Annotated in this window: 26 protein-coding genes; 13 read left to right on the top strand and 13 right to left on the bottom strand. The window is 63.0% G+C overall.

Annotation, left to right across the window (positions count from 1 at the left end; all coding sequences use genetic code 11):
* Positions 1-20 precede the first annotated feature (20 nt).
* Positions 21-1,757 carry an ABC transporter ATP-binding protein gene (locus Y708_RS22580; protein WP_035775152.1) on the bottom strand — a complete coding sequence of 579 codons (1,737 nt, stop codon included), beginning with the start codon at positions 1,755-1,757 and terminating at the stop codon, positions 21-23.
* Complete coding sequence (locus Y708_RS0103585; protein ID WP_028278873.1) at positions 1,754-2,785, bottom strand: Lrp/AsnC family transcriptional regulator; 1,032 nt, start codon at positions 2,783-2,785, stop codon at positions 1,754-1,756. The genes Y708_RS22580 and Y708_RS0103585 overlap by 4 nt, the downstream gene beginning before the upstream one ends.
* Before the next feature lie 174 nt (positions 2,786-2,959).
* Between Y708_RS0103585 and Y708_RS0103580 the strand changes: the two genes are divergently transcribed.
* From Y708_RS0103580 to Y708_RS0103545, 8 genes are all read left to right on the top strand, one after another.
* A complete protein-coding gene (locus Y708_RS0103580) occupies positions 2,960-4,168 on the top strand; it encodes a dipeptidase (protein WP_028278872.1) in 1,209 nt (402 codons plus the stop codon).
* A complete protein-coding gene (locus Y708_RS0103575) occupies positions 4,168-5,796 on the top strand; it encodes an ABC transporter substrate-binding protein (RefSeq protein WP_216699719.1) in 1,629 nt (542 codons plus the stop codon). The genes Y708_RS0103580 and Y708_RS0103575 overlap by 1 nt, the downstream gene beginning before the upstream one ends.
* Positions 5,797-5,800: 4 nt before the next feature.
* Positions 5,801-6,763: an ABC transporter permease gene (locus Y708_RS0103570; protein WP_028278870.1), complete on the top strand. Its 963-nt coding sequence runs from the start codon at positions 5,801-5,803 to the stop codon at positions 6,761-6,763.
* Positions 6,760-7,656, top strand: coding sequence for an ABC transporter permease (locus Y708_RS0103565; protein ID WP_081746453.1), 897 nt, complete (start codon positions 6,760-6,762; stop codon positions 7,654-7,656). The genes Y708_RS0103570 and Y708_RS0103565 overlap by 4 nt, the downstream gene beginning before the upstream one ends.
* Positions 7,657-7,662: 6 nt before the next feature.
* On the top strand, positions 7,663-8,838 hold the full coding sequence (locus tag Y708_RS0103560; RefSeq protein ID WP_051478538.1) for a M24 family metallopeptidase: 1,176 nt from the start codon (positions 7,663-7,665) through the stop codon (positions 8,836-8,838).
* 10 nt (positions 8,839-8,848) lie between these two features.
* A complete protein-coding gene (locus Y708_RS0103555) occupies positions 8,849-9,691 on the top strand; it encodes an alpha/beta fold hydrolase (protein WP_028278867.1) in 843 nt (280 codons plus the stop codon).
* Positions 9,692-10,057: 366 nt separating this feature from the next.
* Positions 10,058-11,278 (top strand): NRAMP family divalent metal transporter, encoded by a 1,221-nt coding sequence (locus Y708_RS0103550; protein WP_028278866.1) that lies wholly within the window; start codon positions 10,058-10,060, stop codon positions 11,276-11,278.
* Between the two features lie 8 nt (positions 11,279-11,286).
* Complete coding sequence (locus tag Y708_RS0103545) at positions 11,287-12,093, top strand: putative hydro-lyase (RefSeq protein WP_155853657.1); 807 nt, start codon at positions 11,287-11,289, stop codon at positions 12,091-12,093.
* Here Y708_RS0103545 and Y708_RS28045 read toward each other — a convergent pair.
* The 7 genes from Y708_RS28045 to Y708_RS30745 all read right to left on the bottom strand — a co-directional run bounded on the left by Y708_RS28045 (position 12,056) and on the right by Y708_RS30745 (position 17,947).
* Positions 12,056-12,403: a DUF4143 domain-containing protein gene (locus Y708_RS28045; protein ID WP_275451098.1), complete on the bottom strand. Its 348-nt coding sequence runs from the start codon at positions 12,401-12,403 to the stop codon at positions 12,056-12,058. The two genes, Y708_RS0103545 and Y708_RS28045, sit on opposite strands and share 38 nt — an antisense overlap.
* 201 nt (positions 12,404-12,604) lie before the next feature.
* Entirely contained in the window at positions 12,605-13,273 is a 669-nt protein-coding gene (locus Y708_RS0103535; protein WP_028278864.1) for a GntR family transcriptional regulator, read from the bottom strand.
* Positions 13,270-15,006, bottom strand: a complete 1,737-nt coding sequence (locus tag Y708_RS0103530) for an acetyl/propionyl/methylcrotonyl-CoA carboxylase subunit alpha (protein WP_028278863.1) — start codon at positions 15,004-15,006, stop codon at positions 13,270-13,272. Before Y708_RS0103530 ends, Y708_RS0103535 begins: the two co-directional genes overlap by 4 nt.
* A 19-nt stretch (positions 15,007-15,025) precedes the next feature.
* Entirely contained in the window at positions 15,026-16,630 is a 1,605-nt protein-coding gene (locus tag Y708_RS0103525; RefSeq protein ID WP_253905672.1) for a 5-oxoprolinase subunit B/C family protein, read from the bottom strand.
* Positions 16,627-17,385, bottom strand: coding sequence for a LamB/YcsF family protein (locus Y708_RS0103520; protein ID WP_028278861.1), 759 nt, complete (start codon positions 17,383-17,385; stop codon positions 16,627-16,629). The genes Y708_RS0103525 and Y708_RS0103520 overlap by 4 nt, the downstream gene beginning before the upstream one ends.
* Before the next feature lie 108 nt (positions 17,386-17,493).
* Positions 17,494-17,715: a hypothetical protein gene (locus tag Y708_RS0103515; RefSeq protein ID WP_028278860.1), complete on the bottom strand. Its 222-nt coding sequence runs from the start codon at positions 17,713-17,715 to the stop codon at positions 17,494-17,496.
* Positions 17,716-17,839: 124 nt separating this feature from the next.
* Positions 17,840-17,947 carry a LuxR C-terminal-related transcriptional regulator gene (locus tag Y708_RS30745; protein ID WP_253905671.1) on the bottom strand — a complete coding sequence of 36 codons (108 nt, stop codon included), beginning with the start codon at positions 17,945-17,947 and terminating at the stop codon, positions 17,840-17,842.
* 184 nt (positions 17,948-18,131) lie between these two features.
* Here Y708_RS30745 and Y708_RS0103505 point away from each other — a divergent pair, with 184 nt between their 5' ends.
* Both Y708_RS0103505 and Y708_RS27305 read left to right on the top strand, forming a co-directional pair.
* Positions 18,132-18,443 (top strand): hypothetical protein, encoded by a 312-nt coding sequence (locus Y708_RS0103505; protein WP_216699718.1) that lies wholly within the window; start codon positions 18,132-18,134, stop codon positions 18,441-18,443.
* Positions 18,443-18,796: a ribbon-helix-helix domain-containing protein gene (locus Y708_RS27305; RefSeq protein ID WP_051478536.1), complete on the top strand. Its 354-nt coding sequence runs from the start codon at positions 18,443-18,445 to the stop codon at positions 18,794-18,796. The genes Y708_RS0103505 and Y708_RS27305 overlap by 1 nt, the downstream gene beginning before the upstream one ends.
* A gap of 438 nt (positions 18,797-19,234) precedes the next feature.
* Here the strand turns inward: Y708_RS27305 and Y708_RS22570 are convergent, their stop codons facing one another.
* Positions 19,235-19,897 (bottom strand): hypothetical protein, encoded by a 663-nt coding sequence (locus Y708_RS22570; protein WP_028278858.1) that lies wholly within the window; start codon positions 19,895-19,897, stop codon positions 19,235-19,237.
* Positions 19,898-20,202: 305 nt separating this feature from the next.
* On the opposite strand from Y708_RS22570, the gene Y708_RS0103485 reads away from it, so the two are divergent.
* Positions 20,203-20,925 carry an AAA family ATPase gene (locus Y708_RS0103485; protein WP_028278857.1) on the top strand — a complete coding sequence of 241 codons (723 nt, stop codon included), beginning with the start codon at positions 20,203-20,205 and terminating at the stop codon, positions 20,923-20,925.
* A gap of 57 nt (positions 20,926-20,982) precedes the next feature.
* On the opposite strand, the gene Y708_RS0103480 is transcribed toward Y708_RS0103485, so the two are convergent.
* From Y708_RS0103480 to Y708_RS22560, 3 genes are all read right to left on the bottom strand, one after another.
* Complete coding sequence (locus tag Y708_RS0103480; RefSeq protein WP_216699717.1) at positions 20,983-21,396, bottom strand: hypothetical protein; 414 nt, start codon at positions 21,394-21,396, stop codon at positions 20,983-20,985.
* A gap of 272 nt (positions 21,397-21,668) precedes the next feature.
* Positions 21,669-22,217 carry a GrpB family protein gene (locus Y708_RS22565; RefSeq protein ID WP_253905670.1) on the bottom strand — a complete coding sequence of 183 codons (549 nt, stop codon included), beginning with the start codon at positions 22,215-22,217 and terminating at the stop codon, positions 21,669-21,671.
* Between the two features lie 111 nt (positions 22,218-22,328).
* Positions 22,329-22,838, bottom strand: a complete 510-nt coding sequence (locus tag Y708_RS22560) for a P-loop NTPase family protein (RefSeq protein ID WP_051478534.1) — start codon at positions 22,836-22,838, stop codon at positions 22,329-22,331.
* A 106-nt stretch (positions 22,839-22,944) separates the two neighbouring features.
* On the opposite strand from Y708_RS22560, the gene Y708_RS0103465 reads away from it, so the two are divergent.
* Entirely contained in the window at positions 22,945-23,790 is an 846-nt protein-coding gene (locus Y708_RS0103465; RefSeq protein ID WP_051478533.1) for a class I SAM-dependent methyltransferase, read from the top strand.
* Between the two features lie 142 nt (positions 23,791-23,932).
* Positions 23,933-24,210: transposase (locus tag Y708_RS28035; protein ID WP_162150434.1), on the top strand; the 278-nt coding region annotated here is incomplete at its 3' end.

Raw genomic sequence — 24,210 nt, 5'->3', positions numbered from 1 at the left:
CACAACTCCAAAGGCTTTTCTTATGGGACGTCGACGCCTGACGTCAGCTGCGCGCGCCGTCGCCGCTGTTCAATCGGGTCGGGCACCGGCGCTGCCGCGAGAAGTCGGCGCGTATAGGGGTGCTCCGGTCGGCGAAGTACCTGTTCACGGCCGCCCTGCTCAACGACAACTCCGCGATTCATCACCGCAATGCGGTCTGCCAACAGTTCTACAACGGCGAGATCATGGCTGATAAACAGGCAGGAGAATTGCAGGCGCGCCTGAAGGTCCATCAGCAGATCCAGCAGCCGCGCCTGGACTGACACATCGAGTGCGCTGGTAGGCTCGTCCGCCACGAGGAGTTCGGGTTCGGGAGCTATTGCTCGGGCGATAGCCACCCGCTGCCGCTGCCCTCCGGAGAGCTCATGCGGGAAGCGCTGCCGCCAGGAGGGCGGCAGCTCCACGCTCTCCAGCAATTCCATAACCCGTGCATCCATATCCTTTCGACCGCGCACCAGACGGTGCAGCCGCAATGGTTCGCTGATGCAGTCGCCAATTGTGTAGCGCGGGTTCAAGGAAGCAGCCGGATCCTGAAACACCATGCCCAACCGGCGCCGCAGTGGGCGGAGCTGGGCCCGCGACGCATGGGTTATGTCCTGTCCCGCGAGCACAACCCGGCCGGATGTCACAGCCTGGAGTCCTACCACTACCCGGCCGAGCGTCGATTTGCCCGATCCGGATTCACCCACCAATCCCAGAACCTCGCCGCGATGCATCTCCAAAGTGACCGAATCGACGGCGCGGAAAGATGGGCGACCCAGCCGCCCGGGATAGTCGACCACTATGTCCTGCAATTGAAGGATCGGGCCGTCGTCGTTCACGGTCGCACGGCTCTCAGCCGCTACTTTCGTGACTTCGTCGGCACTTTCCAGAAGCCGACCGGATTCGGGACGGTGACCCAGGTGAGGCACTGCGGCAAGTAATTGCTGGGTGTAAGGATGAGCAGGCTCAGCGAACAGTTTGTGCACGGGCGCCGCTTCGACGATCTCCCCGTCCTTCATGACGATCACACGGTCGGCGATGTCAGCGACAACCCCCATGTCGTGGGTGATGAGGATCATTGCCGAGGAAACCCGGTGCCGGAGATCGCGCAACAAGTCCAGGATTTCAGCCTGAACCGTGACGTCAAGGGCGGTGGTGGGCTCGTCCGCAATCAGAACTTTCGGGTCGCAGGAGATTGCCATGGCAATCATCGCCCGCTGCCGCTGGCCGCCGGAGAGCTGGTGCGGATAGTAATTCACACGGTTCTCGGGATCCGGTAGACCAACGAGGTCCAATAGCTCTACGGCCCGTGCCTTGGCTTCTTTGCGTGACAAGGACGTGTGCAATCGGAGAATCTCACTGATTTGCCAACCGATGGTAAATACCGGATTCAGGGCCGTCATGGGCTCCTGGAAAATCATCGCGATGTCTCCACCGCGCATCTTCCGAACCCGTTTCGCGTCGAATCCGCTGATGTCCTCACCGTTGAGCTCGATGACGCCCCGGCGCGTGGCGGTCTTTGGAAGCAGGTCCAGCACCGACATGGCGCTGACGCTCTTCCCCGACCCGGATTCTCCAACGATCGCCAGAATTTCGCCCGGGTAGACGGAGAAGTTGACGTCACGGGTGGCGGGCGCTTCCCGTCCGCCGACCTTGAAGGTGACAGACAGGTCGCGGATGTCCAGCACCGGACGGTCCTCGATCTTCACTGCTGCAGGTGCTGAAGACTCAGTCATGCTAGTGCCCCTTCGGAGAGAACCGGTTGTTCGGTGAGCATGTCGAGCGCCTTCTGGTTGAGCACGAAGGCACGTTTCAGCGTCGCCAACTCAAGTCCGGCGTCGGCGCGCCGTAACCCGGGTAGCTCGCCCAATACCTGCATGTTGAAGCGGTGCAGATCCTGCTGGTCGCGCAGTACCACCTCGACGGTGAGGTCGCTGTACCCGGCGGTGGCCGCCACGTAGCGGACGTCAGGCTGCTGCGTCAGAATCCGCGCCGCCTCCTCCACATGACGGAGCTCCATGTGCAACCAGTACATTGTGGGTGCCGTGTACCCGAAAACCTCGGGATCAACAATCGTTGAGAAGTGGACGCGGCTCTCCCGCACCAGGGCATCCAGCCGTCGTCGTACTGCCGATTCGCTGGTTCCCAACTGCTGGGCCATGGCCGCGAAACTTGCCCGTGCATCCCCGGCCAGCAGGTCCACAAGCGCCTGCTCGCGTTCGTCCAGAGGGCGCGGGGAACCGGCCTCCACCATTCCACGCTCGGATTCCAGCCGTGATACTGCCTCGGGTGGCAGCGCGCCCTCGAGCCAAAGGTTGGCCAACTTATAGTGCGCCACGACGCTTTCGGTGGTGGTCGACCAGACGCCCGGAATGCGGTCAATCTCGTTGAAAAGTATGGACCCAAGCTCCGTCTGGGAGCGCACAATCAGCTCCACGACGACGTCGAAGGATCCGGTGACCAGCGCCGCAAACCGGACATCAGGCCTGAGGGCGAGCTTCCTGGCCACTTCGGCGGTCGCTCCTGCCCGGCTGGTGATCTGCACGAGCACCGGGTAACCCTCGCTGCACAACAGTGGGTCGGTCGCAGCGATGACCTGGGCGGTGCCGTCGCTCAGCATCTGGTTGACGCGACGGGACACAGTGGAGTCGGAACTGCCGACGGCGCGGGCAATCTGCTGCCAACTGGCGCGGCCATGGATCTGCAGCGCTGAGAGGATGCATCGATCCAGTTCGTCCAGTCGCGGCGGGCTTGGTTTGGTCATGGGTTCAAGTATGGCTCCCGCTTCCAACTATGTCTATGCAGAAATCCGCCAAATCTATTGCTCTTGATGGGGATATATGACAGATTGTGGGAGTCGTATGAGTTTTACCGTCGTCTCTCATGCATTATCTGACCATTTCGGGACGCGGAAGAATCCACCAGGAAGGCTAACGCCGTGCCCCACCCCGCCAAGCGCTACACCGGCTACCGCTCCTACAGCTATCTCGAGGAAGGCCGCGACTATAAATCTTTCAACCTCGCACCTGAGATCGAGCGCGTTCCGGCTTATGCTGGGCCCAAACTGTCCACGGCCCAGCAGGAACGGGTCCAACGTCTGCTCACCGAGAGCATCGTGCTTTCCACCCATGACCATCCCACCCGGTTTCCGGAGGAGATTGACGAGACCATTGACTACAACCGGACCGGCCGGCACCGCACCGGGTACGAAGGGTTGGCCCGCTCCGGGATGACAGCGGTGATTGACAATTTCATGGACGGTACCGCCTGCGTCACCAGCCAGGCTGGCTGGAAGTGGACCGACATCATTGCCGATCTGGGGCTGCGCTTCTCCGATCTTGCTCATCAGGACTATGTCATCAAGGCCGAAACCGTCGCCGACATTCATCACGCCAAGGACACCGGGCGGCTGGCGCTCATCGCCGGGCTGGAGGCGTCAACTCCAATCGAGAACGAGTTGGACCGGATCGACATTCTTTACGGATTCGGCATACGTCAGCTCGGCATCGCCTACAGCGAGGCGAACACGCTGGGCAGTGGCTTGAAGGAAAAGGGCGACGGCGGCCTGACAGTCTTTGGCCGGCGCGCCGTGGAGCGAATGAACAAGCTGGGCATCGTCGTCGACGTTTCACACTCCGGGGATGTCACCTCGATGGACACTATCGAACACTCCACCAAGCCCATCATGATCACCCATGCCGGAGCTCGTGGCGTGTGGAACACAAACCGGATGAAGCCGGACTCCGTCATCAAGGCGTGCGCGGAGCGCGGCGGGGTGATTGGACTGGAGGCGGCCCCGCACACCACTCTCTCGGCGGCACATCCGCTCCACACGATCGAGTCGGTGATGGACCACTTTGTGTACTGCGTTGACCTGGTCGGAATCGAACACGTCGCCTTCGGCCCGGACACCCTGTTCGGCGACCATGTGGGCCTGCACAACCTCTTTGCGGGTGCGCTTTCCCTGGGCGAGGCCCACGCAGGGGTTGAATACGAACACGTTCCCTATGTGGATGGTCTGGAGAACCCGGCTGAATGCTTCTGGAACATCGTCTCGTGGCTGGTATCCCACGACTACTCGGACGACGAGATCCGCGCCGTCGTCGGAGGAAATGCCATGCGGGTTATCGAGGAGGTCTGGATCTGATGGAGAATTCCACAGCGAGAAAACACTTGGCGCGGCTGGCCGTTCCCTTGGCCCTGATGCTTGCGCTCGCCGGGTGTGTGCCGTCGGACCCGGATACGCAGGACACAGGGGAAGCCAACGACGACGGCGGGAACCAGCTGGTGGTGGGTACCACCGCCGGCGTGGTCAACTTCAACCCGCTCGTCGGCAATAGCCGCACTGACACGTGGGTTACCAATCTGATGTATCCGTCGATGATGACCCTCAACGATGAGGCCGAAAAAGTTCCCTCTGTTGCAACGGAGTGGGGCTATTCCGAGGACGGTCTGACCGCGTTTGTGGAACTGCGCGATGACATGGAGTGGACGGACGGCGAGCCTCTGAACGCCGAAGACGTCATCTTCACCATCAACGCGATCAAAGAGGAGCAAATCGGCACAGTCGCTGGAATGCTCGCAGCGTATGAAAGTGCGGAGGCGGTCTCGGACACCCGGATTGAGTTCACCCTGAGCCGTCCTGACGGTGCGTTCCTGAACAGTGTTGGGTTCTGGATGCCGATCGTGCCCGAGCATGTCTTCGGCGAAGCACCGTCAGTCGCCGAGTTCGCCAATGACTCGGACTGGGTTTCGGCCGGCCCCTTTGTGCTCACCGAGGTCGAGGACGGGCAGCGTTATGTGCTGGAGGCAACCGAGAACTATCCGCTGGTCGAATCGGGCAGCGCGAACGTGGACGAGGTGATCTTCCGGGTGTTCCCGGATGTCAACACCGAAGTGCTCGCGCTCCGCGCCGGCGACCTGGACATGATCGGCAACGCTCTCCCGCCAGCGGTCGCGGAAGACCTGGCCGGTGACGACTCGGTGCAGCTGTTCACCGTTCCCTCGCTGGGCTGGGCACACATGCAGTACAACATGCGGAGGGCGCCGCTGGATCAGGTCGAGGTACGGGAGGCGCTCGCCCACGCGGTCGACTATGACGCGATCCGCGAGGTGGTGCTGGGCGGCAACGCCATTTCATCGAACTCCAGTGTGCTGACGCCCGTCTACGAGCAGTGGCAGGACGGCCTGGATCTGGAGGAGTACGCCTACGATCCGGAAATGTCCCGGCAGTTGCTGGAAGACGCTGGTTTCGCTGACGCTGACGGTGACGATGTCTATGACGAGCTGAGCTTCGAAATGGTCTACGACCAGGGCGATCCGATGGTCTCCACCTGGGCGGAGCTAGTGCAGGATCAGAGCCTTGATGCCGGCATCAACATTGAGCTCGTGGGCCTGGATCGCAACACCTATCTCGCCCGCACCGCTGACAGGGACTTTGACATCTATGCGGGCTCCTGGGCCATCATCGACGAGCCGCAGTCCAACTTCGCCCTGCTGTTCTCGCCGGAAGGATTTATCAACTACGCCGGCGTGGACGATCCAGAGGTCAGCGAACTCATGGAAGAAGCCGCGACAGCACTCACGCCGGAAGTAGCGCAGGAACCGTTGCAGGAGATTGCCCGTATCGTCCACGACCAGGTGTACGACAACGTCATGTACGTGGAGACGTTCAACTTCGCCGCATCGTCGGAGTGGAGCGGCTTTGTACCCAAGCCCAGTGATCTGCTCTCGATTGTCAACGCTGAATCTCTCGCAAATGTGAGCAAGGAATAAGTCCATGGCGTTCGCCCGCTTCGCGTTGTCACGGCTGCTGCGGGGTCTCTTGACCCTGTGGTTTGCCATAACCGTGACCTTCTTCCTGGTCCGGTTGCTGCCCGGAGACCCTGCCCTGGCCGTGGCCAGTCCAACCATGACCGAGGAACAGCGGGCAATCATGCTCGCGGACTTTGGTCTGGACCAGCCGTTGCCGGTCCAGTACTTCACCTATCTGGGCCAGCTTCTGCAGGGCAACCTGGGGATCTCGTTCCGGCAGAGCGTGCCAGTACTGGACGTGCTGCTGGAACGGCTGCCTTGGACATTGATCCTGACCGGCAGCTCGCTGATTGTCACGCTCATCATTGGGGTTCCATTGGCCGTCGCGGCAGCACGGCGGCGTGGTTCCCACATTGACCGTGCAGTGCAGGTCGGTGGAGTCATTGGTCAATCGCTCTTTGTGCCAACCGTCGGGATCTTTCTTCTGTACGTCTTTGGCCTATGGCTCGGTTGGCTGCCCATCGGCGGGGCCATCGATAGAGGGGTCTCGGGGCTGGAAGCCTACGGCAGCATGCTGAGGCACCTCGTCCTGCCGTGCCTCAGCCTGGTGCTTCTCCAGCTTGGCTCGTACGTACTGTTCCTCCGCACCAGCCTGATCGACGCCCTCGGCGAGGAGTACACAACCGTCGCTCGTTCCAAGGGTGTTTCGGAGCGCACCGTGGTGTGGAAGCACGCGTTGCGTAACGCGCTGCTACCCACCGTCACGCTCGTTGGGCTGCAGCTGGGTTTCCTCGTCGGTGGAGCCGTGCTGACCGAGACGATCTTTGCCTATCCCGGCATCGGCCGGGCTATCTACGAGGCCGTTGGTCAACTGGACTTCGCAGTACTGCAGGGCGCCTTCGTCCTGTTGGCAGCAACCGTTGTCCTGGCCAATCTGCTGACCGATCTCCTCTACGGCATCCTCGACCCGAGAGTCAGGCAGGCATGACCTACAACCCAGCACCCATCTCGACCGGCGTATTGCTCGGCACCGATTTGTCACAGATGTCTCCGCGCCGAAAAACCTGGCGGGCGTTTGTTCGCAACCCGCTCGGCCTCAGTTCGCTGATCGTACTGATCCTCATGGTTCTGCTTGCGCTCGCTGCGCCGCTCATCGTCGAGGAGCCCAGCGGCTTCAGCGTGGCAGTGCTGGAACCACCGTCGCCCGAGCACTGGTTCGGCACGGACCATATCGGCCAGGACATCTTTGCCCAGATCGTCTGGGGGGCGCGGACCAGCGTGGCAGTCGCGGTGGGGGCTTCGGTGCTCGCCATCCTCCTGGGCACTGTAGTGGGGGTGGCTGCTGCCTACTTCCCGAAGCTGAACACACCGCTCGGCATGCTGATCGATGTGATGCTTTCGCTGCCCATCCTGCCGCTGATGATCCTGATCGCCGCGTTGGTCGGTCCCAGCATTTCCACTCTGGTGGTAGTGATCGCGGTGTTCTCCTGGCCTGAAGTGGCGCGCGTAGTCCGTTCCCAGGCGCTTCCCACGGTGACGCTGACGTATGTCAATGCGTCGCACGTTATCGGTGCCTCGAACCTTTGGGTACTGACCAGGCACATCCTGCCTGCCGTCACCCCGGTGGTCGTGGTCTCCGTGGTGTTGACAGCCTCCAAAGCCGTGCTCAGTGAGGCCGGCCTTTCCTTCCTGGGACTGGGTGACCCGAATAGCTGGTCCTGGGGCACCATCCTCTACAACGCGCAGCGCAGTGGCGTACTTGCCTCCGCATGGTGGACGGCGCTGTTTCCGTCCCTGGCCATCCTGCTGTTTGTTGTGGCGGCCACCCTCTGTTCCCTTGCCTACAACGACGCCCGTAACCCCCGAATTCGAGGTGACTGAAACACCGTGAGCTTCTCGCAACGATTGCCTTTGTCCTTCTACCAGGATGTGCACCGCCGAGTGCGCACCGAACTCGAACATCACGGACTTGACGCACTCCTCGTCGATGACCCACATGAGGTGGCTTACCTCAGCGGCTTCTTCCATCACCCGAACGAACGCCCAGCGGCGGTATGGATTTCCGGTGACCGCACAGTGCTTCTCGTGCCCGAACTGGAGCGTGAGCACGCAACTGCGCAGTGTGCCGCGGTCGACGAGATCGTTGCCTTCGCCGAGTATCCCGGATTGCACAGCCCCTTTGAGCCGCTGGCCCGTTCTGTCGGCCGATCCGGCACGTGGGGCCACTCTCCGAATCTCTCTACCGGACGGCTCCACGAACTGCAGACGGTATTCGACGGCGTCAAGTGGCACATGAGCGGCATCGTTGACTCGTTACGGCTGATAAAAAGTCCCGAGGAGATCGCCCTGCACCGCCAGGCCGCTGCGCTGGGGGATGTCATGTTGTACGCCGGCCGTGATCTGATCGAGGCTGCCATTGCAGATGGCGGTGCGCTCCCCACCGAAGCTGAGCTGGCCGGTCATGTGGCCCGCACCGGCACCTCCTGGATGTACGAGAACCACAACGACGTCGTCGTCGTTCCCATGCTGGCGGCCGGCTTGGTCTATGCGGGCGCCAACAGCGCCTTTCCGCACGGACTACCGTCGTCATACAGGCTGCAGGCGGGCGATACCGTCATCCTCTCTCTGGGCGGTGCGGTTGGCGGTCGCTACGCCGAAAGTGAGCGAACGTTCTTCCTGGGTGATCCCACCGACGATCAGCTGCGCTACTTCTCAGCTGATCACCGCGCCCAGGAGGTGGGCACCAAGGAACTACGGCCGGGCGCCCTCTGCCGCGACGTCAACCGAGCCTGCCTGGACGTCATCCGCGACGCTGGACTGACCGAATATATCCGCCACCGGCAGGGCCACGGGATCGGCTTGAACTTCCATGAACCCCCATGGCTGGAGGACGGAGACGCATCCGCGCTCGAAGCCGGGATGGTGGTTTCCAGCGAACCGGGAATCTACGTTCCCGGGCACGCCGGTTACCGCATATCCGACACCGTCCTGGTTACGGACGACGGCGCCGAACGCCTTACGCGCTATCCCCGCGACCTCGACGACGTGATCATCAACCTGTGAAAGGCACTTCATGATCCTGACCATCAATGGCAACCCGCTCGACGTCGAAATGCTGGGCGACGCCCCCGGCGCGCCGCTGCTCATCGCGCATCACGGGGCTCCCGGCCTCGGTTCGAAGAGCGAGCCGCAGATGGCCTTTGGCCCGATCTCAGACCTGTTCCGCGTCCTCGTCTTTGACGCTCGCGGCAGTGGCAAGAGCGGAGACCAGGGACCATTCACACACGAGCAATGGGTTGCCGACGTCGACGCGCTCCGCGAGTGGGCCGGCGCGGAAACCTTCGTGATGGCCGGCGGATCATATGGCGGATTCATTGCGATGGAATACGCCATCGCGCACCCGGAGCGGCTTCGGGCGATGGTGCTGCGGGACACTTCCGCGGACAATGTTCATCATGACCTCGCGATCGACAATGCGCGCTCATCTGACCGGGTTGATATCGACGAGGACATGTTGATGCGCATGATGGAGGGTCGAATCCGCGACAATCAGGACTTCAAGGACTCTTGGCGTGCACTGCTGCCGCTGTACGGTTTTACCTTCGACCCCGCCATGGTGGAAGAACGGGCCAACAGCACCGACTATCACTTCGCAACTCACAACGCAGCGTTCTCGCAGAACCTGGCCCAGTATGACCTGAAGGCGACGCTTCCCGGCGTTACCTGCCCCACGCTGGTGACCGTCGGCCGGACCGACTGGATTACACCGGTCTCCTGCAGTGAGCATATCGCCGAACTGATACCGGAATCGCAGTTGGTGATCTTTGAAAAGTCCGGGCACTCGCCGCCGTCGGATGAGCCGGAGCTGTTCCAGCAGACGGTACGGGAATTCCTGAAGGCGCACGCACTTTACTGAGGCGATGCCTCGCGGACGGCACTTACGGGAACCATCGCGGCCATGCTTCTGTCCGCCTTTTCACCCGGTTTGAGGCCGGGTCGCCGTCACCCACTGTCTGCTTGGACCAAGTCCTGCACTTTCTGAGCAATTGTGCCCCAGTTTGTATTAGACGGATTTTGGATTTGCAGGCCAGCTCTGCGATGTGACCCAGAGAAAGTGCGGTGTTAGGTCCGGATCGAAGGTCGGGCTTGCGCTTGAGAGGGCACCCGGACGCCGCGATTTGTGAAATTGTTGAACAATAGCTTGCGTAGATTGTTCAACAACCTGTATCGTCTCCAGCAACAATAATGTGACTCCAGTCACCTCGAGGCAACGGACGGACCCATGGCAGATACCGGCAGCAAACCTAAGCTGAGCTCCTCCGCTCGGCGCACGGCCCTTCTGGGGGCCATGTTCCTGATGGCCACCAGTGCGATTGGACCGGGCTTCATCACCCAGACCACGGTGTTCACCGCGCAGCTTGGTGCGGCCTTCGCCTTCGCCATCCTGGCCTCAATCCTGATCGACGTTGCCGTCCAGATGAACGTCTGGCGCGTCATCGGCGTCTCCGGCCTCCGCGCCCAGGAGCTCGGCAACAAAGTCATCCCGGGCGTCGGCTGGTTCCTCGCCGGACTGGTCTTCATCGGTGGCGTGGTCTTCAACATCGGCAACATCGCCGGCACCGGCCTTGGAGTCAATGCGATGCTCGGCGTGGACCCCAAAATTGGTGGGGGCATCTCGGCAGTCATTGCCATCCTGATCTTCGTCAGCAAGAAGGCCGGCATGGCAATGGACCGCATCGTGGTGCTGCTTGGCGCCATCATGATCCTTCTCATGATCTACGTGGCCATCGTCGCTGCCCCACCCGTCGGCGATGCCCTGAGAAACACGATCTTCCCCGAAGAAGTGGACTTCCTCATCATCACTACCCTTGTGGGCGGCACCGTGGGCGGCTACATTACCTACGCAGGCGCCCACCGCATGCTCGACTCCGGTGTCACGGGCATCGACAACGTCGGGGAAATCACCCGCAGCTCAGTGCTGGGCATCATTGTCACCGGCATCATGCGGGTGTTGCTGTTCCTGGCCATCCTCGGCGTTGTTGCCGGCGGCACCGTACTCACCAGCGACAACATGGCCGCCGAAGCTTTCGGCGCAGCGGCCGGAGAAATTGGCATGCGGATGTTCGGCGTAGTCCTCTGGGCCGCCGCAATTACTTCGGTGATCGGCGCCGCGTTCACCTCGGTTTCCTTCATTACGTCCTCAAAGACGCCGGAGCGCAAGCGCAACCTCATCACCGTTGCTTTCATTGCAGGCTGCGCGATTGTGTACCTCTTCCTTGGCCAGGCACCGCAGCAGCTGCTCATCTTCGCCGGTGCGTTCAACGGGCTCATCCTCCCCGTGGGCTTTGGCGTGCTCCTCTGGGTGGCCTGGCGGCGCCGCGACCTGATGCACGGGTACGCCTACCCCAAGTGGCTGCTGATCGTGGGCGTGGTGACCTGGCTGCTTACCCTGTTCCTCGGCTATATCTCCATCACCGGCCTGGCGCAGCTGTGGGCGGTGTGATCAACCGCGTGATCAGCCCAGCGAACGACGACGAAACTGACGTTGCGTCCCTGCCGCCCGCCGAAGCGCGCGGGATGTTCCGGGGCGGACTGGTGGTGCCGACGTCGGGCTGGTCACGAGGGTACGCGCAGGCAAACGTGCTCGCAATCCCGCGTGAACAGGCCTTCGACCTGCTGCTCTTCGCCCAGCGCAATCCCAAACCGTGTCCCATCCTTGGAGTGTTGGAGTCCGGCGAAACCACCGGGCCGCTGCTGGCCGGCGGCGACATCCGGACCGATGTCCCGAAGTACACGGTCTACCACGACGGCGAAAAAGTCGACGAACCCACCGACATCTCCGCCCACTGGCGCGATGACCTGGTGACCTTCCTGATCGGTTGCTCCTTCACCTTCGAGGCCGCACTGCAGGACGGCGGCATCAGCATCGCGCACATCGACCAGGGCGTGAACGTGCCGATGTACCGCACCAACCGCGAGTGCGCACCCGCCGGAGCCATGTCCGGTCCACTGGTGGTCTCCATGCGACCGGTCCCCGCTGCACAGGTGGCCGACGCTGTCCGCATCACCTCGCGTTATCCGGCTGTCCACGGGGCACCGGTACATGTGGGCAACCCGGGTGAGTTGGGCATCCAGTTGAATGAACCGGACTTCGGCGACGCGGTGGAAATCCCGGATGGTCATCTGCCGGTGTTCTGGGCCTGCGGCGTCACACCGCAGGCGGCCGTGATGCAGTCGAGGCCACCTCTGGCGATCGGACACGCCCCGGGACACATGCTCATCACCGACGCGAGGGACAGCGACTACCTGGTGCCGTAAGCAGGGCTAGCGGAATAACAGCGATCCCATCCGCTCGTCTATAAGCTGCGGGGCCCGCAGTCAGCACGGCGGTTTCGACCAGCCGATCTCCCAGCGCGTCGCGCAGCCAGTGAAGGTGGCTCACGTCTCTGTCGCTCACCGCCGCGGCAAGCTTGATCTCAAATGCCACAAGTTTTCCGTCATACCTTTCGAGTACGAGGTCGACCTCCCGATCACCGTTGCGAGTGCGAAAATGCCCAACGGAAGCCTCAGCAGCCTGCGCAAGGACGCGAACAGAGAGGGTGGCTAAAGCTTCGAACAACTGGCCCAGCCAGCCGCCACCGGCAAAGCCGCGCGCCGAGCCGATCGACTGTTCGGTTGTTCGGTTGTTCCAGTGAGCTGCGCCGCCAGATCCGATCTACATAGCCCGCCAGCTGAAGCGTTTATAGATCTCCTACTATCCCGTTAGCAGGAGTTCTACTATCCCATGAGCAGGACTTCATGAGCGTCAGGTGGCGAGGTGCACGGGAGTTTACTGGGCGACGCCGGTCAGGTGCTCCAACAGTTCCGCTTCGGCCGCGTCGAGGTACTCGCGGAGCTCTGTTGCGGCCAACTCATTCTGGCCCGCCCGCAGCCGCTGAACCAACCCCGCATTGCGGCTCACATAGTGGCTGTGGAAGTCCGGAGCGGACGCCATGGCGTAAAACACCAGCCGCATCTCCGCCAGCACCCGGTCCATCAGTGCCCGCAAAGCGGAGCTTCCGGTGAGTCCCACCACCGCCTCGTGAAACTCCTGGTTGGCACCCGCCATGTCGGCCACCGACCCAGCCTCCCGGGCAGCCTGCGCCCGCTGCACGATGGCTTCCATCGCATTGAGCGCCTCCGGTGTGGCCTCGCCCCACAGTACCGCCGCCGGCTCGATCGTCCGGCGAACCCGGTAAATCTCGCGCACTTCCTCAGCACCGGGCGACGCCACAAAGACGCCGCGGTTGGGAACGCGGGTCACGATCGACTCGCCGGCAAGCGTGGTGAACGCCTGCCGCAGCGTGTTGCGCGATACACCGAGCGCCGCCGACAACGACTGCTCGGACAGCTTTGACCCCGGAGTCAGCCGCCCCGCCGCAATCCGGCCCCGCAGCACTGACGCGATCCACGCCGTGGTGTGGGCGTGCTCAGCCGCAGGCTCCTCCCCAAGTGTCATGTGGAAACCGTACCAATCACTTCACCACGGACGACGGCGGCACCCGCCTCCTGCCCGCCCCGCTTCAACATCCCGGCGCGGGAGGCATGAACCACCGTCTCCATCTTCATGGCCTCCAGCACGGCGAGGGGCTGTTCGGCAGCAACTTCCGCGCCGTCGTCGGCCAGCCACTTCACCAGGTTCCCACCCATCGGGGCGGTGACCGCGCCGTCGTCGTCCGTGGTCTTTTCAGCTGACGGCACGACGGCGGCGCTACCGCCGGTCATCAACGCCGCGAACACTTCGGCCGGCAGCCCGAGCTGGACGGCCTTGCCGTCGATTTCCACGGTGAGCGTCTCCCGCCGGGCAACGGGCCCTGTCACCCCACTCTCAAGGGAAGCGGCGAGGCGGTCGGCGAACTCCGATTCGATCCACGTCGTGTACACGCCCAACCGGTCTGGCTGGGTGAAATCCGGGTCCCGCACCACGGCGCGATGGAACGGGACCACCGTCGGCACGCCCTCGATCCGGAGTTCGTCCAGCGCCGTCCGGGCACGGCGCAGGGCCTGCGCACGGTCCTCGCCGTGGACAATGAGCTTGGCCATCAGCGAGTCATACTCGGCAGGAACTGTCGACCCGGAGCGGACCCCGGTATCCACCCGGATCCCGGCACCGGTGGGCGCCTCGAACACGTCAACGGGTCCAGGGGAAGGCAGGAAGCCGCGTCCGGCGTCCTCCGCGTTGAGCCGGAACTCGATCGCGTGGCCGCGCGGAACGGGATCCTCGGTGATGGACACCGGCAGCCCGGCGGCGATGCGGAACTGCTCGCGCACCAGGTCAATTCCGGAGGTCTCCTCCGTCACCGGGTGCTCCACCTGCAGGCGCGTGTTGACCTCAAGGAAGGAGATCACGCCGTCGGGCGCCACCAGATACTCCACGGTGCCGGCGCCGGCGTAGCCTGCCTCACGGCAAATGGCACGGGCGGATTCGTGGATGCGGGTGCGCTGCTCATCCGTCAGGAACGGTGCGGGCGCCTCCTCGACCAGCTTCTGGTTGCGGCGCTGCAGCGAACAATCGCGGGTACCCACCACAATCACGTTTCCGTGCGTGTCTGCCAGCACCTGCGCCTCGACGTGCCGCGGCTTGGCCAGGAACCGCTCCACGAAGCACTCGCCGCGGCCAAACGCCACCGTCGCCTCGCGCACCGCCGAGTCGAAGGCGTCATCAATATCCTCCATCCGGTGGGCAATCCTCAACCCGCGGCCGCCGCCGCCGAAGGCCGCTTTGATCGCCACCGGGACGCCGTGCTGTTCCGCGAACGCACGGACTTCAGCTGCGTCCGCAACCGGCCCATCTGTGCCCGGCACCAGCGGCGCGCCGGCACGGACAGCAATCTCGCGGGCGGTGACCTTGTTGCCCAGGCTCCGGATGGCCTCCGGCGAGGGGCCAATCCAGGTGAGTCCGGCGTCCTGCACTGCCTGCGCAAAGTCCGCGTTCTCGGACAGGAAGCCGTAGCCGGGGTGGACTGCATCGGCGCCGGCACGGGCCGCGACGCCGAGCAGTTTCCCAATATTCAGGTACGTGTCCGCACTCGCTGAACCGTCCAGCGCGTAGGCCTCGTCGCTGAGGCGGACGTGCAGCGCGTCGGCGTCGGGGGCGGAATACACCGCGACGGACGCCAGTTCCGCATCGGCGCAGGCGCGTGCAATCCGGACGGCAATTTCACCGCGGTTGGCGATCAGGACCTTTTTCATGGGTGCTCTTTCCACGTGCTCACGATGGGGGATCCACTTCGACAAAATGCAGGGTGGCGCCGGGCGGCAGTTGGGCGGCGATTGGGAGGTCTTCGGGTACGACGACGCCGATCACCGGATACCCGCCCGTCACCGGATGGTCGGCCAGGAACAGGACGGGAAGGCCCGACGGCGGCACCTGGAGTGAGCCGGCCACCACACCTTCGCTGGGCAGCTCGCCGGTTTGCTCACGTTCCAGGGGCTTTGTGGCAGCTGCCAACCCGAGCCGGACGCCGATCCGGTTGGACTCGGCCGTCACAGTCCAGGTCTGCGTGGTGAGGGCGGATCGGGATTCGGGAGTGAACCAGTCCTGGCGGGGGCCGGCGGTGATGCGCAGGATCACCGGCTGGTCTGAGGTGATCGCCTGCGGCAGAGTTGAGGATTCGGGGCTGCCGACCAAGCGTCCGCGTTCGACGACGCCGACGGGCAGTACCGTTCCGCCCATCAGGGGTGCCGGGCCGATCCCGGACATCAGGTCCGTCGAACGGCTTCCGAGCACGGAGGGAACGTTGATGCCGCCGCGGACCGCGAGATAGGTGCGCAGACCGGAGCCGGGCGCACCGAGGTGGAGACTCTCGCCGTCGTGCAGTGCAAACGGAGCGCACATCGGTGCTTGGCGCTCGCCGTGTGCGCTGCGGATCCCGGCAGGAGCGCCCGCGCCGCTGAGTGCGGCCGTCAGCTCGCCGTGGGCGCGCACGGCCAGCCCGCCGAGGACGGTCTCGATCACGGCGTCACCGGGCTCATTCCCGACCAGGCGGTTGGCCTGCCGGGCACCCGCGGTGTCGGCGGCGCCGGAGGGTGAGACGCCGAGGTCGCCCAGTCCGGGCCGGCCGAGATCCTGCACCAGGGACTGCGGTCCGGGGGAGAGGACCTCCAGGAAAGGGTCTGCAGGATTCGGGGCGTCATCCGGTGCGGGATTGTCGCTGGGCTTCCCTGCGGGCTCGATCAGTTCCCGTACGGCCACATACCGCACGGTGGTTCCGGGCCGCAGGAGGGCGGGCTGTTCCCGGTCCAGGTCCCACATGCGGGTGGCCGTGTGTCCGATGAGCTGCCATCCGCCGGGGGAGCGCCGCGGATAGACGGCCGAGAAATTTCCGGCCAGAGCCACCGAACCGGCCGGAACCGCGGTGCGCGGCGTGCTGCGGCGGGGCACTGTAAGCGTCTCGTCCTCGCCGGCCAGATAGGCGAAGCCGGGCGCAAATCCGCCGAACGCTGCCGTCCACAGCTGACCGGTATGGGCTGCGATCACGCCGTCTGCCCCGAGGCCGGTGAGGTTGCCCACCTCGGTGAGGTCCTCGCCGTCGTACACCACCTCGATCCGCACCGGGTCCCCCGACGACGACGCATTCTCCGACGGTGAAGTGTCCAACGCCTCGACGACGGCGCGGGCAGCGCGGGCGTGTGCACGGGAGTCGAAAACGGCGAGCACGGTCCGCGCTGCGGCAAGGACATCAATCTGCCCCGCCAGCGGGCCCTTCAGCAACCGGGCGTGCAGGGCCAGGACCGATTCGAGGGAATCCACGTCGATCAGCAGGGCGCGGGGGCCGGCCCAACGAATGTCCGCCTGAACTTGCACAGCGCTCACACGAAGCTCCGGATACCGACGCCGGCAGCCTCCAGCTCACGGCGGACTGTTGCCGACATGGACACGGCTCCGGCTGTGTCTCCGTGCAGGCAGATGCTCTCCGCGGTGGTCTTCATTGCCGAACCGTCCCGGGCGATGATGGTGCCCTCGGTGGCGAGGCGGACCATGTTGGCGGCGACCGTTTCCTCGTCGTGAAGGACGGCGCCCTGTTCGCGGCGGGAGACCAGCGTTCCGTCCGGGTTGTAGGCGCGGTCGGCGAAGGCCTCGGCTACCCCGCGCAGTCCTGCGGCCTCGGCAGTTGTCAGCGCCACCGAACCCGGCAGCAGCAGCAGCGGAAGATCCCCGCCGAAGGCCTTGACGGCGTCTACTACGGCCTGGGCATGTGTTTTGTGCGTGACGATGGTGTTGTACAGGGCGCCGTGCGGCTTCACATAGCGGATATTGCCACCGGCCGCGCGCGAGATCGCGTCGAGGGCGCCGAGTTGGTAGAGGACGTCGTCGGCCAGTTCGGTGGGGGAGCAGTCCAGGAACCGCCGGCCAAACCCAGCGAGGTCGCGGTAGCCCACATGCGCGCCGATCGTGACGCCGGCGGTAACGGCATCGCGGCAGGTCTGGGCGATGGTGGAGGGGTCGCCGGCGTGGAACCCGCACGCGACGTTGGCGCTGGAGACCGAACGGAAGATCGCGGCGTCGTCGCCCATTGTCCAGTTTCCAAAGGATTCGCCGACGTCACTGTTGAGGTCAATAAAGGTCATTGTGATCCCCGTCTCGTTGAAGTGGTCTCTTTAGGATGCACGAGAAGTATGGATTGTTCAACAATGTTGGCGAGATTGCTGCTCGGGTGGACCAAAAACGTGGTCCCGCTACTTCGGCTCGTGGGTTTCGATCAAGTTCACCGAGATCAATGTCATGCCGAGTGCGCCAACCTCTCTCAACAAGCCGTGGAGCCCAGCCTGATCGGTCACGGCGCCGGAGAGTGTTGTTGTCCCATCGCTCTCGTTGGTGACGGTGAGACCCCCGAACCACTCGCCCCAATACGCATCGAGGAGACCTTGAATGCGAATTTCATATCTTGTGTGTTGCACGAGCGCACACCTTTTCTGGGGTTACCCCAGGGCGGGCGCCAAGGACCTCCCAAATCTATGAAGACGTGTGATGGCTGGCCATCACCACATCTGGTGACCGATGCGGTGATCTATGACCTCAGGCCTAGAGCAGTCCTTGTTCCCTGGCGTAACGGACTGCTGCCGGGCGGCTGTGGACGGCGAGTTTGCCGAAGATGTGGCTCGTGTGGGTGCGGAGCGTGTTCAGCGACACGAATAGTTCACGGGCAATCTCGGGCCCGCTCAGCTCGGTCGACAGGGAGCCTGAGCACGCGCAACTCGCGCTCGCTCAATGCCTCCATCTCGGTCTGCGCGGGAGAGCTCTTGTCTTCGGCAGACCCGAGGGCCGCGCGGATGGTTCCATTTAGCTCCACCCCGCAATTCTATTCGCTCTTATATTGTATTACATTATTGCGGTACTGTACTACAATATAAAGGTGGCGATTCGATGGACAGACAGCGCAGCGAAGCACGGCATCGACCAAGCGGATGCGTTGTTTGCGATGCAGAATTTCGTCTATCGGATCGAGAAGTTTGATGAGCCGCGCATTGAGGGCGGTCAACGCCCGGATCTGTTCATCGGCCCGCCACGGAACCGCCAGGCGATGCTTGAAGTCATGGCGATCATCACCCCGCCGGCGGACATTGTGATCTTCCACGTGATGGAAGCCCGGAGGAAAATCATCGACATTGCAGAAGAGAGGCAGTGATGACCAGGAACAACGAGCCTGCACTGACCAGCCAGGAGCAGGAGCGCTATCATCGGCTGGCGGAGTCGGCCGAGAACATGGATACCCTGCCCGAAGGTGCCGTGTTCACTAAGAGCGACGGCCCGGGTGCTGGTCAGGCACTGCTGGAAGCCGCGCTGGGATCCCCGGAAGCCGTGCAGCGTTCCGTTGGCCGGCCTTCACTGAGTGGTAAGGCAGCACCGGCGCCGGTGCGTTCCTACCGGCTGACGGAGGAATTGCTGCGCGAGCTGGGGGAGCGGGCCGAAGCTGAACACCGCAAACCGAGCGAGATTGTGCGCGAGGCACTGCACCAGTACCTGCACCGGGCATCCTAGGTGGCCGGTTCGCGTCGCTCCTGGCGGTAGCCGTTCAGCCAGTGAAATGCCTCTGTTTCGGATCTGAAGAAGGCCACCGGGTGCAGAGAGTTATACGCGAACGCCCAAATGACTTCATCCACCGCACCTGGCCGCTAACAGTTGTCGTCGGTGTGGTTATGGCGGGTCACCAGGTAAGAATCGGCTTCCCCCAAGGCTTGGGCCAGGTCTGTGAAAAAGGCTTCCCAGTTTTCCAATAGATCGGGGATGGTGAAAACTGCCGGTTCGACCTCGAATCGGTCACCAACCTAGCGACGTTGCGACCGCGAGAGCAGTGGGGTGGCCACGGCCCCTGCCTGTGAGTGTTTTTGACGATGGCGGATTTTTTGAGGCTGGGTGCCGGGTCAGCGGTCATTGCAGCGGCTGGCGTATCCCGCTGAGGGATCTCCAATCAGGCGACTACTTCGACGGACTCTCGTACAGCCATATTGCTCGGTCTAAGTCCCGGGGTTCAGCAGCGAGCTTCGTGGCCGCGAGCTGGAGGAGCTGCCGTGTTCGTGCGGGAGTAGGTCTGTTGTCGTCGGGGAGAACTCGGGCGAGGTAGCGCTGCACCATCACGTCTGGTTTTGTTTCTGTGCTGACTCCTGCGTTCATGATCAGGTATGACCAGGCAAGCGTGCCGAAGCCATTGACTGAAAGCCATGCTGTCTTTGCGGAGGTACTTCCGTTGGTGGCGGCGGTTCGGAGGTGTTCTGTGCTCGTCACTGCGGTGTCCAGTGCTGCGAGCCGGGAGAGACCCTCGTAGATACCCTCAGGTCGCAAACGGTTCGTACCGGGGAGTTTGCTTTCGTTGTGCAGGACGTCACGGGCGAAGTCTGCGGGGCCACCTGCGCTATCCATGACCTTCATCAGGTCTGGGCCACTGTCGGTGTCTGCCGTTGGGCGAAGTGCTCGGTACCGGGCAAGTACATTCGTCCCTGCGGCCGAGCTCGCGCGCAGGGAATAGGCGGAGTTCAGAGCGCAAAGCGCAAGAGAGTCGCGGAACTCTATCGGGGCCCTCCAAGCGGAAGGGTCGCCGAGATCCTCAGCGATGGCCGTCACGAGGAGATCTAAGTCAGTCATGACCGGATGATAGCTGGCACTTGATGCCGCCAGTGGGACTACCGTGCAAAAAGGACCCATTGAGCAACCGAGGATTCTGATCCTCCTGAGGCGGCCGAACGTTGGTATTGCAGGGAGTCGCGGTGCTTGGGGGAGCGGGCGGCACGGCTTTTGCCGCCCAGGGTTTGAAGCGCCCCATAACGACAGCCCGCTCGCCTGGCATTGAAGCTGTGCCCCGCGGAGAGATCCTTGAGCGGGACGGTGTCGGCCCCGGGCCAGCATGCACATCACTGAATGTCCTAGCTCGCGGCTGGCACACTGGGCGCATGGCCTTCGAACGACTTCCCATCCGAAGACTGACCGAACATCCCTCTAACACTCTGGACCGGCGGACGTGGCCGGCGACTTTGGCGCCAGTAGCTACGATCCTCGATCGCGGACTAGATCTCGGCCCCGCTACCGTCCTCGTGGGTGAGAACGGGTCCGGTAAATCCACCATCATCGAGGCAATCGCGTTAGCCTACGGGCTGTCCCCCGAGGGCGGCTCGACTGGAGCCCAACACAGGACGCGTTCAACGGAGTCGGTCCTTGCTGATCACCTCCAGCTGGTCCGCAACGCCAGCACCACTCGGCGCGGGTACTTCCTGAGAGCCGAAACCATGCATGGCTTCTTTACCTACCTCGAGTCGAATCCGAGCACGAGTGGTCCGGACGTTCCCTTCCACGAAATGTCCCACGGTGAATCGTTCCTCGAACTCGTGGTCGATCGCTTTCGCGGATCAGGTTTGTGGGTTCTCGATGAACCAGAGTCAGCATTGTCCTTCTCGGGGTGCCTTGCGTTGCTCGGCGTCCTGAAAGAACTCGTGGCGTCAGGGAAGTCCCAGGTGATCCTCTCCATGCACTCACCCCTCCTAGCGGCTCTGCCAAATGCTCAGATCTTCGAAGTAGGCAGCTGGGGCTTACGTCCTCAACAGTGGGAGAACCTCGACCTCGTCACGAGCTGGCAAGCATTCCTCACCTCACCCGAGCGGTACCTCAGGCATCTCTAACTGCACCACCGAGGCGCCCGACGCCTCGCTAACTTCGGCCGCCCGGCAAGGGATCTCTTACCGGGACGGTTGCTGCAGTTGGTTGCGATAGTTTTCAAGCGCCTCGATTATGGGGCCTGTGACGTCGGAGAACTTGTCAGCTTCCGCACTCTCTTTGGCCGTACGGCTGTGTGCGGCAAGTTGCTCGACCAGAGCCGCCTTTACGTCGGGCCGCTTCACGTTATCGGGGAGACTGAACGCAAGGACGTCAAAGTCTCGCTCTCGATAGTGCGGGACCGAAGCCCGCACTCGTCCGTGATCCGGGTTGTCACTCATCAGGTGTAGATGCGCACGGAGCTCAGGGTCGAAACCGGTGGCCCCAACGTATGCAACCGCTCCGTCAACGGTGTCTACCCATACATAAAGCCAGGAGCCGCTTGGGCGGACAGTTCCTTGGCGCACTGTAATCACTCGGTACTCGACGGGCTCCATCAACTGAGGCTAAAGCCGCAAAGTTGGCCCAAGCAAGCTGTCCGTTAGCCGATGGGCAGGAGGGGCGGTACATATCCAATTGAAACCTGGTTTGAGCTGTGTGTGGAGCACTCCCAGCCCTGTTGAGAAGGGAGGTGGCATAAAGGACCGTTTGAGACCCAAAAGGTTCTGATCCATTCCTGTGACTTTTCGTCAGGATGGCGGGCTTTGTGCTGGGGTGGTGGCGGGGGTGCGGCCCTCTTTGGGCGTCGTTGGGCTCGTGGCCGCTTCGATCACTCCTGTCGGGTGTTGAGCTCGTAGATCTTCCTCTTCTCCTCGGCGGTGAGGTCCGAGGCTGCGAGGATGTCCTGGAGGACGGCGGACTTGCCTGCGGTGTAGCGGTGGATGTTCATGTCCGGTTCGGCTGCCAGCTGTCGTTTCACCGAGCCGTATCGGTCCCGGAGTGCGGGGTGCGCGAGGAGTGCCGCCCGCACGGCCAGGTGATTGCGGACGTGCAGCGTGTCGGCCACACATAGGTAGACGTTGCGCGCTGGTGTCTCATCGGGTGCCGCGAAGGCTTCACGGTCCGTTACTCCGAGGTCTCCAAGGTGCGTGTAACCCGCATCTTCGAGCGCTTCGGTGGCGGGAGCGATGACGTCCCGCGGAACGATGATGTCGATGTCGAGGATGGGTTTGGCCGGTAGTCCAAGGGATGGCCGTCGAGCCGACGTGCTCGATCGATGTGATCCACAGTCCAGCCAGAATGATGTCCATAGCGTCGGCGACGAGCCGGAACTGGCGCGCCCAGTCCGGTGAGTGCGGTTCGATGATAATCCCGGCACCGTATCGATCGGCCCCTATGTCTGCGCTCATTCCTTCAGCCTTCATCGGTCACCCGTCCGACCGGCGCGGGGCGCCAGTTGCCAGCCAAGCGTCGAGCTCGTGTGGTCGTTTCAAGGACAGGACAGGACAGGACAGGACAGGAGGGCAGGCATGGACGGATCGGCCCTGATCTTCTCGATCGCGTCCCGTTTCCGGGAGAAGGTTTTGAAATGCCAGCCGATGATGGAGTCCTTCGCGAGGGCGCGTCGGAGGGTTTCCGTGTTGCCGTTGCACACGGGTTGTTTGCTGACGATTCGGCGGATGGTCCGGTGGACGAGGCGTCCGAGGGAGAGCCATCTGGGGTTGTCGAGGAACACGATGAGATCTGTGCGGGCGAGGATGATGTCCCGCCAGGACGAGTAGGCACTGTCGAGGACCCACCGGTCGCGCGCGGCGATGCTGGCTGCGATCCGATATTGGTCCTCGATGGGGCGGCCCTCCCAGTTAGGGAGCCACCCGAGGTCGTCGTCGGCTGAGAACTCGGGGATACCGGTGATAACGGTATAGGCGTGGGCGGCTGAGGTCTTCCCGCTGCCGGTCACGCCATGGAAGAGGACCCGTTGGGCCGGTACCGCCGTCATGGGTTCCACCGTAATGCCCTGAAGGGCCTGAGGTATGGACTCGAGTGAGGACATGCGGAAGGACGGGGGCCGCCCGTCGTGGCCCTTTTGCTCATAAGCTCGCCTCATGGGTGATGACCGGATAGTGATCGATTGGGATGCTGCGCGTGCGAGTAATCGGGAGAACTGGGAGGACAGGGTCCCGCTGCACGAAAAGGCGTACGGGATCAGCGACCTCGACGCCCCTGACCATTTGAGCTCTGTCATCCGAACGGATCTGATCGCTCTGTCGCCCTTTCTCCCTGGTGGCACCGTTGCGGGGTTGGATGTGTGCCACTTTCAGTGCCATATCGGCACTGACACCCTGTCACTGGCCAGGGCAGGAGCCCGGGTCACCGGCGTCGATTTCTCGCCGGCCGCGCTGGCATCAGCAGCCCAACTCTCCGAGCGACTGAATCTCGACGCGACATGGGTGGAAACCGATGTTCTTGACGCTCGCGCCGCTGTGACCGGTGACTTCGACCTCGTCTACACCAGCATCGGAACCATCAACTGGTTCCCGGATCTGGACCGTTGGGCAGCCCAGATAGCCGGCCTGCTCCGGGCCGGCGGGACGTTCTACATCCGCGACGGTCATCCGATGCTCTATGCCATGGATGAAGACGCTGACGAACTGCGGCTTCGCTACCCGTACTTCAGCACCAATCAGGCGCAGGTGTGGGACGAGGAGTCGACCTACGCAGGAGATGGCACGGTCGCTCATTCCCGGACGTACCAATGGGCGCACCCGTTGTCTGACATCATCAACTCCCTCATCGGGGTGGGTCTGCAGATCCTTCGCGTTGACGAGGGCGCGACACTCCCATGGAAGTTCTCCTCCCGCATGATCGAGGTGCCCGACGGTTTCGCATGGCCCGAAGCCGAGCGAGTCCTTATTCCCTGCACGTATACGATCGTCGCCCGCAAGTCATGACCATCACCCTGGTCGAGCTCGAGCGCTCTTTTCGCCAATCGTGGGGTGTTGATACCACGTGTCTCACCGTCGCGGATCTCAGCAAGTGGCAACCGAGTAACCCAACTAGTGGGTGAACGGTTAGCTCAGGTAGGGTTTATTCATGGCCAAGCCAGATTTTCCGCGGACGATATTGGATTTCCAGGCCAGATTCGGCGATGAGCAGGCGTGTCTGGACTATCTGTTCCAGTGCCGGTGGCCTGAGGGTTTCGTCTGTCCGCGGTGTGGCGGCACAACGGCGTGGCCGATAGCAGCACGACGACTATGGCAGTGCGGTGGCTGCGCCTATCAGGTGTCTCTGACGGCCGGTACAGTCCTGCACAAGACCCATACCGCGCTGCATTTGTGGTTCTGGGCTGCTTACCTGATGTCCACGGGAAC

Source organism: Arthrobacter sp. H5, from assembly GCF_000520595.1.
Classification (GTDB): domain Bacteria; phylum Actinomycetota; class Actinomycetes; order Actinomycetales; family Micrococcaceae; genus Arthrobacter_D.
Note: the sequence above shows the minus strand (reverse complement) of the source record. Positions and strands in the feature narration are given on the sequence as shown.